At 66.1% G+C, this 16,774-nt stretch carries 9 protein-coding genes and 1 pseudogene; 5 read left to right on the forward strand and 5 right to left on the reverse strand.

Features of this window, described 5'->3' with window-relative positions; all coding sequences use genetic code 11:
* Positions 1–221: 221 nt before the first annotated feature.
* Positions 222–584: a hypothetical protein gene (locus Prum_RS33710; protein ID WP_173072778.1), complete on the reverse strand. Its 363-nt coding sequence runs from the start codon at positions 582–584 to the stop codon at positions 222–224.
* Between the two features lie 184 nt (positions 585–768).
* On the opposite strand from Prum_RS33710, the gene Prum_RS33715 reads away from it, so the two are divergent.
* From Prum_RS33715 to Prum_RS33730, 4 genes are all read left to right on the forward strand, one after another.
* Positions 769–1,755, forward strand: coding sequence for an ArsR/SmtB family transcription factor (locus tag Prum_RS33715; protein ID WP_173080141.1), 987 nt, complete (start codon positions 769–771; stop codon positions 1,753–1,755).
* Between the two features lie 51 nt (positions 1,756–1,806).
* Positions 1,807–4,287, forward strand: coding sequence for an endo-1,4-beta-xylanase (locus tag Prum_RS33720; protein ID WP_173080143.1), 2,481 nt, complete (start codon positions 1,807–1,809; stop codon positions 4,285–4,287).
* A gap of 576 nt (positions 4,288–4,863) precedes the next feature.
* Positions 4,864–8,484: an RICIN domain-containing protein gene (locus tag Prum_RS33725; RefSeq protein ID WP_246278652.1), complete on the forward strand. Its 3,621-nt coding sequence runs from the start codon at positions 4,864–4,866 to the stop codon at positions 8,482–8,484.
* A complete protein-coding gene (locus Prum_RS33730) occupies positions 8,481–11,945 on the forward strand; it encodes an RHS repeat-associated core domain-containing protein (protein ID WP_173080147.1) in 3,465 nt (1,154 codons plus the stop codon). Before Prum_RS33725 ends, Prum_RS33730 begins: the two co-directional genes overlap by 4 nt.
* Positions 11,946–12,492: 547 nt before the next feature.
* Here the strand turns inward: Prum_RS33730 and Prum_RS52300 are convergent.
* The 3 genes and pseudogenes from Prum_RS52300 to Prum_RS33740 form a co-directional block, all read right to left on the reverse strand.
* Positions 12,493–12,816 (reverse strand): annotated as a pseudogene (locus tag Prum_RS52300) (aminotransferase class III-fold pyridoxal phosphate-dependent enzyme); the annotation flags it as partial.
* Between the two features lie 252 nt (positions 12,817–13,068).
* Positions 13,069–13,923 (reverse strand): hypothetical protein, encoded by an 855-nt coding sequence (locus Prum_RS33735; protein ID WP_173080149.1) that lies wholly within the window; start codon positions 13,921–13,923, stop codon positions 13,069–13,071.
* A 262-nt stretch (positions 13,924–14,185) separates the two neighbouring features.
* Complete coding sequence (locus Prum_RS33740; protein ID WP_173084434.1) at positions 14,186–14,587, reverse strand: SAVED domain-containing protein; 402 nt, start codon at positions 14,585–14,587, stop codon at positions 14,186–14,188.
* Between the two features lie 374 nt (positions 14,588–14,961).
* Between Prum_RS33740 and Prum_RS33745 the strand changes: the two genes are divergently transcribed.
* Positions 14,962–15,108 carry a hypothetical protein gene (locus Prum_RS33745; RefSeq protein ID WP_173080151.1) on the forward strand — a complete coding sequence of 49 codons (147 nt, stop codon included), beginning with the start codon at positions 14,962–14,964 and terminating at the stop codon, positions 15,106–15,108.
* Positions 15,109–15,123: 15 nt separating this feature from the next.
* Here the strand turns inward: Prum_RS33745 and Prum_RS33750 are convergent, their stop codons facing one another.
* Positions 15,124–16,584 (reverse strand): helix-turn-helix domain-containing protein, encoded by a 1,461-nt coding sequence (locus tag Prum_RS33750; RefSeq protein ID WP_218577452.1) that lies wholly within the window; start codon positions 16,582–16,584, stop codon positions 15,124–15,126.
* Positions 16,585–16,774: the final 190 nt, after the last annotated feature.

The following is a 16,774-nucleotide window of genomic DNA, read 5'->3' on the forward strand; positions in this document are numbered from 1 at the left end:
CGATCCGCCGCGGGTCGAGGTGAGTCTTAAGGCTAGGCCGATGATGATCCAGACCGTGCGGGTCGAGACGTTGTCGTCGTCGCCGCGGTCGCCGGAGCAGCTATCACCCATGGCGGGCATCCTGTCAGGTTGGGGCCGTGCCGGGTGTCGCCGAGGTGTCGAGGGGGACTGGTGACGATGGACGGCCACCGTCCCTCAGGGGACCCGGCGTACCGGGTTGGCTAGTGCGACGCTTCGCTTTGACGATTGGTGCCGCTGGCCGATGTGGCTGGTTGACAGCAGGCGCAGCCTGGCTCGCACCCGCAGTCGTCGTCAACGGATCGTGGGGTGACGGCGTGCAGGGTCAGGGCAGGGCGTCCTGCCCGGAGAATTGCCGGTGTGGTGGTCGCCGGTTCCGGGGTGCCGGTGGCCGGTAGCCGGACTGTGCGCGCGGCACGGACGGCGTTGGCGATGACGATCACCTCGGCGAGTTCGTGGATGAAGACGACGGTGGCCAGGCCGAGTATGCCGGTGGCGACGAGTGGGACCAGCGCGCCGATGATGAGCAGGGAGAGGCCGACGTTCTGCAGTGCTCGCCTCGGCATGAAGGCTGTGGAAGCCGGCCGTCGTGTGCTTTTCGCGCCGCTTCCGTGCGATTGCTGCAACATTGTCTGGTTCCATCTAATTTTTGGGATCACCTGTGTCGCAGTTCTGCCAGTGCCGTTGAAAACGACCGCGTCATCGAGAAGCGTGACTTAGTGGTTCAGGCTCGGGTCAAATGGGGCCGGGATGCGGATCCACTTCACGAGCGCCGACCTGGCGCGCACGTTCCTGGCTGACGGTCCCGATCCGATGTGGGAGCTGGTCAATAGCCTGCAGGCGTTGCAGAGCCGGTACGGGCAGCGGGCGCTCGGTGCCTGGCGGCGTCGCGTGGCGGCGGACCTGCCCCAGTTCGGGCTCGCCGGTCCGGTCCGGCACCGGCTGTTCCCGCTGGCGCCCCACGCGCCGTACTTTCCCGATCTGCTCACCCCGCCGGAGGGCAGGCTCGGGCTCGGTCCCGGCGTGGAGGCGGTGCTGACCACGACGCGAGGGCGGCTGCGCGACGAGATAGGCCGGCTGGACGGTCGGAGGGGTGCCGGTGCCTGGCTCGCCGACCTCAGCGCTGGACGGCCCAAGGCGCTGTCCGAGCTGGGCGACACGATGCGGGGGTATTACCGATTCGCGCTCGCGCCCGGGTGGGCCTCGCTACGTGCCATTGTGGACACCGACCTTGCGGTGCGCCGCGGTGCCTTGAGTATGGGCGGCGTCGAGGCGATGCTGCACAGCTTTCAGCCTGCCATGCGATGGCACTTTCCGGTGCTGGAACTGCCAAGCCATCCGTCGGCGCGGGAGGTGCATCTACGCGGCAGGGGCCTGCTGCTGGTGCCGTCGTGGTTCTGCAGGCACCATCCGATCACCATTTTCGACCCGGAGCTGCCCCAGGTGGTGGTCTACCCGGTTGGCCATCAGCCGCCCGTCGTGTGGGCGGCAGCCAACGGCAAGGCGCTGATCAGGTTGCTCGGCGAAACCCGCGCCGCCGTCCTGCTCGCCGCCCGCGCCGGCGGCACCACCGGCGAACTTGCGGTGCGGCTCGGCGTCTCGGCGGCGACGATCAGCCACCACACCGCCATCCTGCGCGACGCTGGCCTCATCACCAGCGTCCGAGCGGCCTCCGCGGTCCGGCACTCGCTGACTCGTCTCGGCGAGGCGCTGGTACACCGGCACCTGCCCGATTGAGTGCGTGGGCACACCACTGTGGCGAGGCAATTTTCACGTACGTCGAAGACCGTGGACTGGTCGAGCCGGGGCTTGGCACCATTCAGCGACTGGCGTGTACCTGACGGGGGACTTATGCCGCAATGTCGTACAGATGTCGCCTACCTGGCTAAAGGGGAACAGGGCTTTCGCATGCGTCCATGGCGTGTTTGCGCGGCGTTTGCGTTGTCTTCGGCGCTGTCGGGATCTGTGATCGTCGGTCCGGTGGTGGACCCCGCCGCCGCGACAGCTGTTTCGTTGCGGCAGCTGGCGGCGGCCGCCGACGTGTCGGTCGGCTCGGCGGTGCGGGCCGTCCGGCTGGACGAGCCGGATTACGGCCACTGGGTCGGCGAGCAGTTGAGCACGTTGACCGCCGAGAATGAGCTCAAGTGGGATCAGGTCGAGCCAGCTCAGGGCCAGTTCACCTTCACCAACGCCGACAAGATAGTGCAGTTCGCGCTCGACCATGGGCAGATGGTGCGCGGGCACACCCTGGTGTGGCACTCCGCCCTGCCCTCGTGGGTCGGCGCCATCGGCGACAACACGCAGCTCGAGGCTGCCCTTGAGAACCACATCACCTCGGTGGTGAGCCACTTCGGGACCGGCGTGGACGTCTGGGATGTGGTCAACGAACCGCTGGACGACAACGGTTACCTGCGCACCAGCGGGACAGAGGGCTTCTGGAACAACAGGCTCGGCGCGGCATACATCGCTAATTCGTTCCACTGGGCCCACGCCGCGAACCCCTCGGCGCGGCTCTACTTGAACGAGTACGGCATCGAGTCGGACTCGGCCAAGGCGCGCGGGCTCTACGAGCTCGTCAAGGGGTTGCTAGCCCAAGGCGTGCCTATTCACGGGGTCGGATTCCAGACCCACAAGCTTGAAACCACAAGGCTTTCCGGCCTGGCGGACACGCTACGCCGCTTCGCCGACCTGGGGTTGGACGTGGCGATCACCGAGCTGGACGTCCGGATGCTGCTGCCGGCCGACGCCGACAAGCTTGCCCGGCAGGCAAGCGTCTATGGCTGGGCGACCGCGGCCTGCCTCGCGGTGCCGCGTTGCGTCTCGGTGACCACTTGGGGGTTCACCGACAGGTACTCGTGGATTCCGGCGGCGTATCCGGGCTGGGGTGCGGCTACGATGACTGACGCCTCCTATGTGGAGAAGCCCGCCTATGTCGCGGTGCAGCAGGCGCTGCTGGCCGGTCGGCCGGCGCCCGACCCGGTCGCGGCGTGGCGCCTGGACGAGCCCTCGGGCACCATGGCGACGGACGCGTCCAGCTCGCCGGTCCGCCATCCCGCCCAGGCTCAGCCGGGCAACCTCGGCAACCCGGGCCGGGAACCGTACCTGAAGGCGTTCAAAGGAAACGGCAGCGACTCGAGTGCGGCGACCGCCTCGAGCGCGATGCGCACCGATGTCTCCTTCACGGTGTCCGCCTGGGTCAATATGGCCAGCCTCGCCGGGGATCAGGTGATCGCCAGCCAGGAAGGCGTGAACGTCGGCGCCTTCACCTTCGGGCACACCGGCGGCCATTACTATTTCGCGATCCCGGCCGCCGACTCGACCTCCGCGACAGAGCAGAGGCTGGTCTCGGTCGCGCCGGTGGTCACCGGCGAGTGGGTCCATGTGGCGGCGGTGTGGAACAGGGGCTGGGGCCACGCCCAGCTCTTCATCAACGGGGTGGGGGAGAACGCCGGCCCGCTGTGGAGCAATTCGTGGGCCTCCACCGGCGCCTTCCACATTGGAGCGTCTCAGGCCGGCCGGCACTTCCACGGATCCATCAGCGACCTTCGGGTCTACCAACATGTCCTGGAGGCGTCCGAGATCGCTGTGCTGGCAAGTCCGCTCGTCGGCCGGTGGACCTTCGACGGGCATACCGGTGATGAGAGCTGGTTCCACCGGGACGCTGCCGCCCGCAACAACAGCCCGCTGCTGTGGACCGCCGATCGTCACGGGCAGGCCGGCAACGCGATCAACCTGGCAGGGGCTCAGCTGATCGACACGAGAGGCGGGCTACCGGTCCTCGTGGACCGCTCTTACACCCTGTCGGTGTGGGTCAAGCTCGCCGACACCGATGGCGACGGCCGCGCCGACGCCACCGGTGACCAGGTGGTGCTTGCCGCAGACGGCAACAACATCAGCCCGCTCTATCTGAGGTTCAAGCGGGGCGCCAACGCCGCCGCCGATCGCTGGGCCTTCTCCATCCCGGTCAGCGATACCGGCGGCGCCGCCCAGATCGCCGTGACCTCGATCCAGCCGGCCACGGCCGGGGTCTGGACCCACCTGCTGGCGGTCTGCGATAGGGGCTCGGCACAGCAGATGCGGCTGTTCGTCGACGGCGCGGTGGCCGCCACCGGCTCGGCGCCCGGGGTGTGGCCTTCGCCGCCGCCTGAGACCGGTGCCCTCCACATTGGAGCGTCTTCAACCGGAAACCTCATCGGCGCGGTCGACGACGTACAGGTCTACCAGCGCGCCCTGTCGGCGGCCGAGATCGCGGTGCTGTACACGCAGTAGACAACGCCCTCCACTTGAGATTTTGCCCAGGGGTGGTCATGTCAAGCGGATGTCAAGTTTGGACGGGTATCTGTTCGGTCAACTTTCCGGCCTATCGAGGGCGGGTGGCTTACGAGGTTTACGGGAGGAACCGTGCGCCGGTCGCGTCTGTTCTCGTGTTCTGCTTGGTGTTGTCGTTGGTTGCCGGTCTGACGGTGGCGACGACGCCGTTGCCGTATGACCCGCCTGTGGTGCCCCAGATGCCGCCATGGGTGGCGCCTGCGGCGCCGGCGTGGCCGTCGGCGGGTTCTGCGGTGCTCGATCTATGGAGTGCGGGGACACCGGCCTCGTTCATGGACGGTGAGGTGGGGTGACAGGTGATGCGTCGCCGGGTGGGCCGCCGGTGTTTGCTTCCCGGTGGCTGTTGTGCCGCTCCGTTCGATCAGCTCAAATTCTCAAGCTTCTATCTTCACTGCAGGTCCGAAAGGCCGGGTTCGCGGTCGCAGCGTCCCGGTGAATTTCTATCACCACGGGGGTGTGCAAATGCAACAGCGCATGTGGCGTCGGTCTATCCTTTTTGGACTCTGTCTCATCTTGGTGGCGACGGCGGCGGAACAGCCGGTGTTCGCCGCGCCCGCGCCGGCGAAGTATGGTCCGCTGGTGGAGGCGGGTAACAAACCGCCCTGCCCGACGTCCCGCCTGGACAAGGCATCCGCGATGTTCGCCGCGCGGCAGTGCGGCGGCAAGGTCGAGGTCCTCGACCTGCGCTCCGAAACTACAGTGGTATGGGCGGAGGCCGACGGGTCGTACACGTCCGAAAAATCCCTTGGGGTGGCGCGTTTCCAGCGCGACGGCCAGTGGGTCGACGTCAATCTCGAGCTGGAGCGCCGATCAGACGGCTCGGTGGCGCCCAAGGCCCATGCCAGTGGGGTCACGCTCGCCGGGGCGGGCGGTAAGGAACTTGCCGCGCTGGGTTCGGGTGAGGGCAAGCTGTCGCTTGAGTTCGAGGGCAAGCTGCCCGAGCCGGTGCTGCGTGAGTCCGTCGCCACCTATCCCGAGGTGTACCCGGGTATCGACATCGTGGTGGAGGTGCGCCGCTACGGGTACGAGCAGTCGTTCATCGTCAAGGACCGGGCTGCGGTGGCCCATGTGCCCGCTGCGCTGAGAGCCCTTCGGATGCTCGGCCCGCCGGCCGAGCCCGACGGCCGGGGTGGTCTGGTCTTCAGGGACAAGGCGGGCAAGCGAGTCGGCAGCGCACCCGCACCGCTGATGTGGGACGCTGCAAGGGAACGCGGCGACCGGGAATCGGCCAGCGTCAAGCGGGTGGGCCTGAGCCTCGACGCGAAGAAGCGCGTCGCCACGCTCACGGCCGAGATGGCCTGGCTCAACGACCCGGCGCGCTCCTTCCCCATCACCATCGATCCCTACGAGCAGCAGGACGCACACTTCGACACCTATGTGATGATGGGCCAGACTTCTCCCTACGATGACGATACGACGCTGGCCATCGGCACCCAGAACTCGGGCGTCACGCAGCGCATGGCGTATGTGAATGTCACCGCTGCCGACATGCGCCGGGCCACGGTCAACTTTGCCACGCTCAAGATGTGGAGCATTGCCGCATCTCGCTGCGCGAACGATGACTACCTGCTGTTCGTCCCCGTCACCAATGCGAACGAATCCACTACCTGGAACTCCCGCCCAGACCTATATGACGTCTACGGCAACATCATCGGCAAGGATGGGAGCGGTTTCGGCACCACGCCACCGTCCGCGGCCTTCGGTAAGTCGCTGCAAGCGTCGGGCGGCTGCACCGGAAGGTGGCTCGAGGCCGACGCCGCCGAGGCATACCGGTTCGCCATCGCCCACAACTGGGGCACCTTCACCCTTGCTCTGACACCGGTCGACCGCCACACCAACGTGTTCTACAAGGAGTTCAAGTCCCTTGACTCCGGGACGCTGCCGCACGTGATGATCAACTGGAACGATCCGCCGCAACTGTCCGACGTCGACACCTCACCCAGCGGCGCCTCCGGCTCCTGCGTCAGCGGCAGCAACCGGCCATATGTGACGTCCAAGACGCCGCAGCTTGCGGCGACCGTGACCGACTCGGACAGCGCACCAGCAAACGTGACGTTCGAGTGGTGGGTCACCGGCGGGGCGATCATCGGCTCGCAAACGGTGAACAACGTCCCGAACGGCTCCGTGGCGAAGGTGACCGTGCCTGCGGCGGCGCTGAGCGAAGGCGGCACTTACTCCTGGCGGGCGATGGGCGCGGATCCCTCGGGCAGTCCCACCTCGGAATGGACGAGCTGGTGCGAGTTCACCGTCGACACCATCAAGCCAGGCACGCCGATCGTCACCAGCAAAGACGGCATGTACCCGCAGACGAGCACCCACAACACCTGGGGTCACGGTGGTTACGGCCAGCAAGGGAAATTCACGATCACTCCGGGAGTCCCCACGGCCGGTCTGGCCTCGTTCACCTACCAGATGGACAACGAGTCCACGAGTACCACGGTAAGCGCCGCAGCGGCGGTGGACATCGATGTCAAGCCGACCGAGGACGGGGTCCGGACCCTCACGGTCACGGCGAAGGATGTGGCCGGCAACGTCTCAAACCAAGCGAAGTACATCTTCAACGTCGGCCTAGCCGGTCTGAGTCAGCCACGACCGGGTGCCAACGTATTCAAGCGCACCAACCTTGACGTGGATGGGGACGCCGCGTACACGCGCGCTCGCTTCCAGGTCCGGCGGGGTCCGGGTGCACCGGAGTACGACATCCCGTGGACCAACCTGACCACCGCCGCCGGGCAGCCGGTCAGCGGCGGGGCGGGGCAGCCGGTGACGATCTCCAGCCTCGGCAATTACGGGGTATGGAACGCGACCGACACCCTCGGCAGCGTCGGCGGCGTTGCCCAGGTGCGGGCTCGGCTTTACGGCAACGGCGGGTTCCGGCCCGACCTGAGCGTGCAGCATCCCAGCTCCGGGCGATGCCTCGACCTTCTGAACTTCGGTCAGACGAACACGACCCCGCTGAACATGCATGACTGCCACGGCGGCACGAACCAGAGGTTTGAGCTGAGACCCGGCGGTTCCATCGTCAACCCCATCTCCGGACGGTGCCTCGACGTCGCCAACGGCGGCACGGCGGATGGCACACCAATCTGGTTGTTTGACTGCCATGGGGGCGCGAACCAGAAGTTCGAGCGCCTGGCGGACGGCCAGATCCGCAACCCGAGCAGCGGCAAGTGCCTGAACATTTCGGGTGGCGCGCCGTACAGCAACGGCCAGCTGATCGTCCTCTACACCTGCATCGGCGCGGACAACATGGTTTTCACCGAGGTGGAGACCAGCTACAACACACAGTGGATCACCATCAATGTCGACCCGGCAGCGTCCGGCGCGGCGCGGGTTGACGTCGGCCCGGGTTCGGTCAACCTGATCACGGGCGAGGTCAACGTCGGTGGCGCCGATGCGAGCGCCTTCGGCCTCGGCACCGCACGGACACTGTCCACACGCGACAACCAGGCCGGCCGTGTCCCGCAGAAGGAACGGCTGACCACCGCCGGGCAGCAGGCCACCGACCTTTCTCAGTACTCGGCCGGTTTGAGCACTATCCGCGTCGTCACCGGTCGGGGCCAGGGCGGCTCCAACGAGTCACTGGAGATCACCCCGGCGACCAGTACCGTCGGCAACACCTACGCCGCCGTCGGAGGCGACACGGGTGGTATGCGGCTGGGAATGCAGGCGGGTAAGCGTTACCGGGCAACGGGCTGGATCTACGTGCCCGCCGCCACCAGCATAAACCCCCCTTACGGCAGCGGACAGCGGATCGTCGCGTACGCGAACGCCGGCTCCGGATACGTCGAATTCCCGTCGCCGAAGGCAACGTTTGTGGACGGTTGGCAGGAGTTGTCGGTCGACTTCACCATCCCGGCCGGTGCCACCGAGGCGTTCATTCGGGTCTACAATGGGCAGCCCGCCGGTACTGGCAAGGTCGTCTTCTGGGACAACCTGTCGGTCAGGGAAATAATCGCACCGTTCGGCCCGCAGTGGTCGTCGAGCGCCGGGGGCGGCCCGGCCGGGGTGAGTTACACCGGGCTGGAGTTCCCTTCCGCCGACGTGGTGAAGGTCAACTCCGCCAACGGCAGCTACCTCACCTTCGGCAGGTCGACCAGCGGGACGTTCTTCCCCAGCCGGGCGCCGAGGACATGACGCTGGCCGCGGTGGACGCCGACCATTACCGGCTCTCCGACGACGACGGCACCGTGGTGGAGTTCACCCAGGTGATCGCGGGGAAATGGGTAATGAGCCGGACATGGACGGCACAGTCGCCAAGCACCACGACGTATCTGTATGAAACCGCCGACGACCGGGCGATCCTCAAACGGGTGATAGCACCGACCGAGAGTGGTATAGGCGACTGCACCGCGGCCGTGCCGGCCAGGGGCTGCCGAGTGCTCGAATACGACTACGCGGTGATGACCACCGCCACCGCAACGATTTTGGGCGACTTCGCCGAGCGCGTGCGCGCGGTGAAGGTGTGGTCCTGGGATCCGGCGGCGGGCAATGTCAACGCGATCGAGGTCACCCATTACGCCTACGACACTCTTGGTCACCTGCGCGAGGTGTGGGATCCGCGTCTGGATTGGATGGACGAGGGCGTTCACCAGGTGAAGGTCAAGTACTCTTACAACACTGATGGGATACTGGCGAAAATCACCCCCGGGGCACAGGAACCGTGGAACCTCAGCTATACCACGGTTCCGGGCGACGCGAACAAGGGCCGTCTGGCCAACGTGACCCGCTCGGCCCTGACCGCGGGCACCTCCCAGACCACCGTGGTTTACGGTGCGCCACTGTCCGGGTCCGGTGCGCCGTTCGACATGTCTGCGGCCAACGTGAGCCGGTGGTCGACGCAACTTCAACTGCCGACAGATGCTACCGCCGTCTTCCCGCCGACACAGATCCCCGATGGCCACCAGGCCACCGGCGTGATGCCGTCGTCGTGGACGAAGGCATCGGTGACCTACATGGACGCCAACGGGCGCGTCGTCAACCGGCTTAGCCCCGGCGGGCACCTCGACGCCACGTGGTACGACGTCTACGGCAACGTGGTGCAGGAGCTGACCGAGGGCAACCGTGTGCGGGCGCTGGGATACTCCGCTACCGACGACCCGGGCACCGAGGCGGTGTACGCCTTCGGGTTGTCGACCCTGACGAGGTACAGCCCGGACGGGCGTCGTAGCACAGCCGCCTTGCAGCCCTGGCGACTAATCCGCCTTGACAGCGGCGCGCTGATGTCGGGGCGAGTGGAGACGAAGTACAGCTACGACGAGGGTGCGCCAGCGACCGGTGACGTCTTCGACCTGGTGACCAGCGAACTCACCCAAGGAGTTCGTCCCATGCCGGACGGGACGGTACTCACCTACGATCACCGGCTCGAGACGACCGAGTATGATTGGGCGACCGAGCGGCCCACAAAGTCCATCGTGGACCCGGGCGGGCTGGCCTTGGCCACGCGCACCGGTTACGACTCCCAGCAACGGGTGGTCACGCAGACCAATCCCGCCGGTGGCAGCGTCGACACCAGCCCTTCCACCCGGGTGACCGTCTACTACAGCGTCGGCGCCGACGCGACCTACCCCCAGTGCGGCGGCCGGCCGGAGTGGGCTGGCCTCGTCTGCCTGACCAAGCCGGGCGGGCAGCCGGGAACCGGGGCGCAACTGCCCACAACGACAACCACCTATGACCGGTACCAGCAGACCGCGGTGGCGACAGAGTCGACCACGGCGGGCACGCTGCGAACCACCACGGTCACCTACGACTCGGCCGGACGAGCCTCGCGCGCCACCGTGTCCGCGCCGGGTCTGGGCGAGCCGCTCCAAACCCGGCAGACCGTCTATGATCAGGCCACCGGCCAAGCGGTCAAGACCCAGACCCTCGACGGCAGCAACAACGTCACCGCCGAGATCGTGCGGAGCTACGACACCCTGGGACGCCTGACCTCGTACCAGGACGCCGACAACAACACCTCCACGACCACCTACGACATCGCCGGCCGGCCGCTGGTCGTCAACGACGGCAAGGCGACCCGCACCTACACCTACAACGAAACCCTTGAGCCGCGCGGGCTCGCGACCTCGGTCGTGGACTCCAACGTGGGCCAGCTCACCGGCGTCTACGACGCCGACGGCAACCTTGTCACCCAGACATGGCCCAACGGCGTCAACGTCACCACCACCTACGACGAGACCGGCGCGGCCGTCGGGTTGACCTACGTCCAACCCGGCTGCGGCCTGCCCGACTGCACCCTGTACAGCGAGACCAACACGATCGGGGTGCACGGCCAGGTCATGACCCGGGTGTCGAGCCTGTCCAGCCAAACCTACAGCTATGACAAGGCGGGCCGGCTCGCCAAGGTCGCCGACAGGGTCGGTGGGCAATGCGCCACAAGGGTTTACAGCTTCGACACCGCCACCAACCGGACCGGCCAGACCAACTACGGACCCGGCGGCGGCGGAGCCTGCCAAACCACCACGGCGTCAGGCGCCACCACGTGGAGCTACGACACCGCCGACCGCGCGATCAACAACGGCTACACCTACGACACGCTTGGCCGGACACTGACCATGCCAGGCACGGACACCGCCATCCCCGGCGGCGGCACCAACACCATGACCTACCACGCCAACGACATGGCTCGATCAATCAACCAAGATACCCGGACCACCGTCTATACCCTCGACGTGGTCGCCAACAGGTTCCGCTCCTGGACTGACAACAAGACCGGAGCCATTGTCACCAAAACCAACCACTATGGCGATGACGGCGACAACCCTGTTTGGACAGATGAGGGCGATGGTGTCAACTACACTCGCGCCATAGCGGGTCTCAACGGGATGGCCGCCATGCACACCGCCACCGCCGGCGAGTGCTGGGTGATCGTCAACCTGCATGGCGATGTCGTGGCAGGCATGCCAGAAACCGGCACCGGGCTGACCTATGTCAGCGAACAAACCGAAGGCGGCACGCCTCGCAACCCTGCCGACGCGGGGAGCCGCAGGTATGGCTGGCTCGGCGCTTCTCAGCGGGCCTCAGGAACTCCGGGCGGCCTGATCCTTATGGGCTCCCGTCTCTACGCGCCAGGCAGCGGGCGGTTCCTATCCGTGGACCGTATTTGGGGAGGCAACTGCAACGCGTACGAGTATGTCTGCGGCGATGGTGTCAACAACGATGATATTTCGGGTGACATGGGCTGCCGGATTGATAGCAAGCGTAGATGGACCGAGGTGAAGCGTCATTGGGGGCTGCCGTGGAGGAGCACCTATAAGAAATACCTTGCCAGGGTCAACTTCACCTGCTTCCTCACCCACAACGATGTCACCACGGGCTTGACTGTAATGGGAATCCTCGCGGCGTTCTTCAGATTGATAAGCGCGTTCATAGGACTTCTCGCCAACTTCCCCCACATCGTTGTTACGGCCCTCGGGAAGACGCTTGGAGCATTGTTCAACGTAATCGGCAATGCCCTTGGGATGGCGGTTCTCGTCCTGGGTGCCGCATATATACTTCGATGCAAGGCACAAAATGGCGTCCGCATAAGCTTCAAGGCGGAAGCACAATATCCACCACCGCTTCTCTATGTGGCTAAGACCGGCTGGGGGTGTGCATGAGACGGAACGACGTCCTCGTCAGAGGTGGTATTGCGACACGTCTACCTTCACGTTCCGTTGTTGATGGTGCACAAGGCGTCGAGATTGTCGCCACTCCTATTCGCAACGGCCGCGGGGTTCGATTTGATCTCCCTGTGGGGCCTAAGCATGCCTGGCGCTTCAGGAATGCGAGAGTGTTGGTCGGGAGCGGCCTTTGGGGCGGGGTAACCGCGGCAGCACTGCTGTTGGCCGGTGCCTTGACCCTGACTGTGGATGGTCGTCAAGAGTTGGCCATCGTATTGCTCGCCAGCGGTGTTGGGATGGGGCTGATGGGGTCAGCGCTGAGCTGGGCAGCCCCTCGGCAGCATCCATCAATTCTGCAAGGCGATGTCGTCACACCGCGCGTGGCTTCGGATGCCGCGGCCGAATGGCTGGAGGCAAATGGAGCGGACGTCGTGCGGGTACTCGACTGAGTGGCCGCGACTCCTGAACCTATCGGGCTGTCGGGTAGGATCCCGGCAGCCCGACTATCTATATGCGCGAGTAACTGCGGCCGCGCACGTCAGTCTCATCGTGCGGGGCCCGGAAACGTCTTATGAATTGGCCGCGCTTGACCTGCCTTCGAGACCGGAACAACGGCTTCGAGCTGGTCGATGACGAGGTCTATTTCGGACTCGGTGACGGCCAGTGGCGGGCGAGGCGCAGGTTTGAGCCGTGGGTCTCCTTGACCGGTACGCCTTGGTGCATAAGGGCTTTGGCGGCCTGGCGGCCGGTCATCAGGGCCGGGTCGATGTCGATTCCGGCCCCACAGGCCCCGGCCGCGAACGGCCGTCAGACCCTGGCCCACAAGGGCTTGCAGGCGGGCATTCAGGTGCACACCGAGTTCGCCGGCCGCAGCACCGTACCCAACTTCACCCACCTCGCGGCAGACCACGCGGTCGCCTGGTCCGGCGGCTCCGAACCCGAGGACGCCATAGCGGAAGTAGAGGGGGAAGCGGAAGCCGGGACTGCGGAAGCCGGTCGCCGTTACTCGAGGCGGGGTCTGCGTCGGACGAACGGCGTCGTGGTCGGCCGGAGTCCGACTGGCGAAGTGACGGAGGCAAGGTGGGCCGAGGTCTTGCCGCGTCTTGAGGTCCGCGACGTGTCATGGCGTGAGGTGGTAGACGGTGATGGTCTGTGCGAGTTTGCGGTGGGTGCCGGTCAGGCCGCGGGTTTGTGCGATTCCGGCGGTGGGGTTGCTGCTGTTGGGTTTGACGAGGGTGCCGCGGCGTACCCAGACGTCGTTGGGTCGGATCAGGTAGTTGGTGGTCAAGATGGTGGCGTGGTGAGCGAGCAGGAACTCCAGGGTGTAGTGCAGTTTCTGACTGTTACGGGAGTACCGGCTCAAGGCAGACGTGCACGCGACGAAGTCGCCGCCGGTCGCCTTGCCGAGCAGGTTCATCAGGTGCTGGTCGAAACGCGGGTCGATCGCGCTGAACACCATGGCGGTCTCGTCGTGGGTGGCCGGTGCTGCGGTGGCCAACTCGTCACCGGTGGGAAGGCCGGGAATCGAGGCAATAGGTAGGCGAAGCGGCTGCCTGCCGCCATCGGCGAAGGCCACGGTCAACGCGTCCAGGCATGCCCAGGCGCGGGGATAGCGGGCGGCCAGTGCGGTGAAAGGGTTGGGGCCGCGGTAGTCGACGGGGTTGCGGCGTCGCGCGGCGAGGAAATGCGAGAGCGGGCCGGCAGCGTACTCGGTGGCCGGGATGATCCCCGAGGTGAGCTGCCCGATGTGGTGGGCCTGTTCGAGCAGGCTGTTGCGGACCACCAGGGTGACCTTTGCCTTGAGATCCAATGAGGTGTCGAGCGGCTTGTGGTCGAACACTTCCTCGACGAACGGGGCGATCAGCACGTCTTGGTCGCGTGTTGGCATGCTGGCCAGCGCTTCGGCCCGTTGCAGGATGTCTTGGCCGATGCGCAAGGCGAGGTCGGGGTCGACTCCGCAGGCGGTGGTCAGCATGTGGGGCAGTACGTCACCGCAGTATTCGATCATGTGGTTGGGGTTGGGACTGGTCATCTCCTCCACCCGGCCGTTCGACATCGGTGGGTCAGACTCGTGGTTCGAGGTAATCGTCGCTTGTGGAGCGTGTACAGGCTGGCGGACACGCGTGCCCGACCGCGGCGATCCCTAGGGTCGTTCGAAGGCGTGAGCCGCCCGGCTTGCCTCCATCGATCTGATGAAACGGTTGGTACGAGCTCGCAGGCGGCGCCACCTCCGCCGCCTATCGCTTTACGCGAAGCGCATGGAAGAAGCCCTCGTCGTCACCTCTGTCGTGGATGTTCCAGGCGGACGATACATGTGGCATGAGTACCTGGCCGATGGTGACTGCCGCCGACACACCAACGGCAGGGAACAGGTCGATGGCGTCGATCCGACCATGATCGGCCTCGACGGACGCGAGGAACTTGCGCATGATGCCCTCGAAAGATGCCAGGTCTGCCGCCGACGAGATCAGCGTTGGCTCCGAGTCTGCGGGCGGGTTTACCGTGATCTGGTATATGTGATGGCCTGCCAAGATCCTTTCTGGGAGGTCCTCAAGAGGGATCGAGCCGGAGAGGTTGACGACCAGGGCCACGGATTGCTGGGAGTCGCCCGCGCGGACGCGCGTGACGTCGAACGTGATCGGCGGCCGCTACTCTGTCGGCCAGGTCCACGCGTTGGCGCGGTCGGTGCGGTGTCGCTGGAATACGAGGGTGGGCACCTTGTCGTCGAGGCGCGCGCCGAAGGCGATCAACGAGGGGATTCTGGTTCTGGGTTTGCCACTTTCCCATCTGCGAGACGCGGGAGCAAACGCGTACCGAAACGCTGGTGAAGACGCGGCCCTTCGAGACCGAGAACGGCTGGATCGCCGCCCACACTGATGCGGGCGATGATGGGCGAGTGTTCTCAAGCTTCGTCACGGTGTGGGTCGGGCGAGCGTGGTTCCGGTCAGGCCCGCTTGGTCGAGCAGGGCGCTGGCGGTGGGCGGCGGCGAGACCGTCGAGGGTGACCATGTCGATGATCACCAACACCGAGCCCGAGATCACCATCCCGGCACCCGGAGCCGCTTCCTGGACCCGAGCGGGTCGGTCGGTCAAGGGCAAGGCCGACTGCGCTACCTCACCGGTCCACCTCATCTACGAGGACAAGGATCACGCCTGCTGACACACGAAATGTGGGTCAGGCTTTCTCGGTCTCGTGCGCCTGATAGTCGCGTGGTGATAGTCCGTGGAAGCGAGTGAAGGCGGCGCTGAAGGTCGGCAGGTGGGCGTAGCCGACGCGGCGTGAGACGGCGCTGGGCTTGGCACCGCCGGCGAGCATGTCTCGGGCGATGCGCATGCGGGCGGCGTAGCACCACCGGGCGAAGCTCATACCGGTCTGTTCGCGGAAGGTCCGGTGGACGTCGGCGGACACGTCGAGGCCTGACCCGCCGGAAGTGCCGATGCGGCGCAGGTAGTCCATGGCCGCTCCCCGTGCCCGTGAGTCGGTCGGCATCGGTAGCGACAGCGCTTGCTGCGCAGCGACCCGATCGGCGAACAGATCGAGGATATGGCTGGGGTTGTAGTCGTCCGGACGCAAGGGGGTGCGGGCGCTGATGGAGCAGAACATCAGGTAGTCGTCCCAGGCGGGCGAGAACTGGGCCTGCAGCGGCTCGGTCAGTTGAAGGTCGCCGGTGCTGGCGTTCCCGAGCGGCAGGGAGATCGAGTTCTCGCGAACACCCGTGGTGTGCTCCGAGCCCGCGGGGATCCAGGTCGCGACGCCTCGTTCCTGTTCGTAGCGGTGATCGCCGATGTCCAGATATCCGCTGCCGCGATACGTCCAGATGAGCACGTGGACGTTGTTCGTATGCGACGGCGTGCGAGCCGCGGGCAGCATGTCAGGCGCAGTGGGCGTGTCCTTCGCGCGCATCATGCGCATCAGGTTGTCGGCCTGGCGTGCCGCCGCCGGGCGTTGCGTCAGCCCACTCGCGACAGGCCGGGCGGAGAGGGCCCGGCTGAACTCGTGAGGGGTCAGCCCGAATTGCTGCTTGAACGCGCGAGTGAAACCGCTATGAGTGGCGAAACCCACTCGTGCCGCCACCTGACCGACGCCGTAGCCGGCTGCCATGTACTCGACAGCCGCGCTCAACCGGCAGCGCAGCCGCCACTGCTCGAAGGTCAGCCCGGTGTCACCGCGGAAGTCGCGGAGCAGGGTACGCGGGCTGGACAGCACCCGTGCCGCCCATTCGGTGACGGTGAGGTCGAGCGCGGGATTCCGAAGCAGTTCGTCGGCCACTTCTCGGGCCCCGCCGGCTCTCGGCATGACCGGCGGATCGACCGCGCACGTCCGGGTGCCCTCGCTTCGCGCAGGCGGTCGCCGACCGGAGCCGCGGAGAAGATCGACGAGCGCATCCTGGGAGTATCCGTGGCCGGTCAGCGGCGTGACCATGAGGTTGAAGCCCTGGATCAGCCAGTCCTGCCAGCCATCGGGAATCACGAACCGCCTCGGCTCCGGCAAGGCCCCGGCCGCGATACTCGGATGTGTCAACAACGGGAAGGCGACCGTGCCTGGCTCAGTGACGACTGTCCATCGGTTGCCCCTGTCCGCCGGAATCCAGACACCCTCGCCTTCGGCGAGCCGAAACTCCGGATTGCCCTCCATCCGGACGCATGCCGAGCCGGTACGGACCCAAAGCAGGAGATGCTCGGGCTGATCCCATAGGCCGCCCGACCGCACTCGAGGAATCGGCGGCGGTCGACTCGTGCCCAGCGGAGCTGGATCCACCCCACCATGTCCTAACTATATGGCGATCTACGCACACCATGCGAAGTTAGGATTGCCTAACATTAGC

Origin of the sequence: Phytohabitans rumicis (genome assembly GCF_011764445.1) — a bacterium.
GTDB lineage: Bacteria > Actinomycetota > Actinomycetes > Mycobacteriales > Micromonosporaceae > Phytohabitans > Phytohabitans rumicis.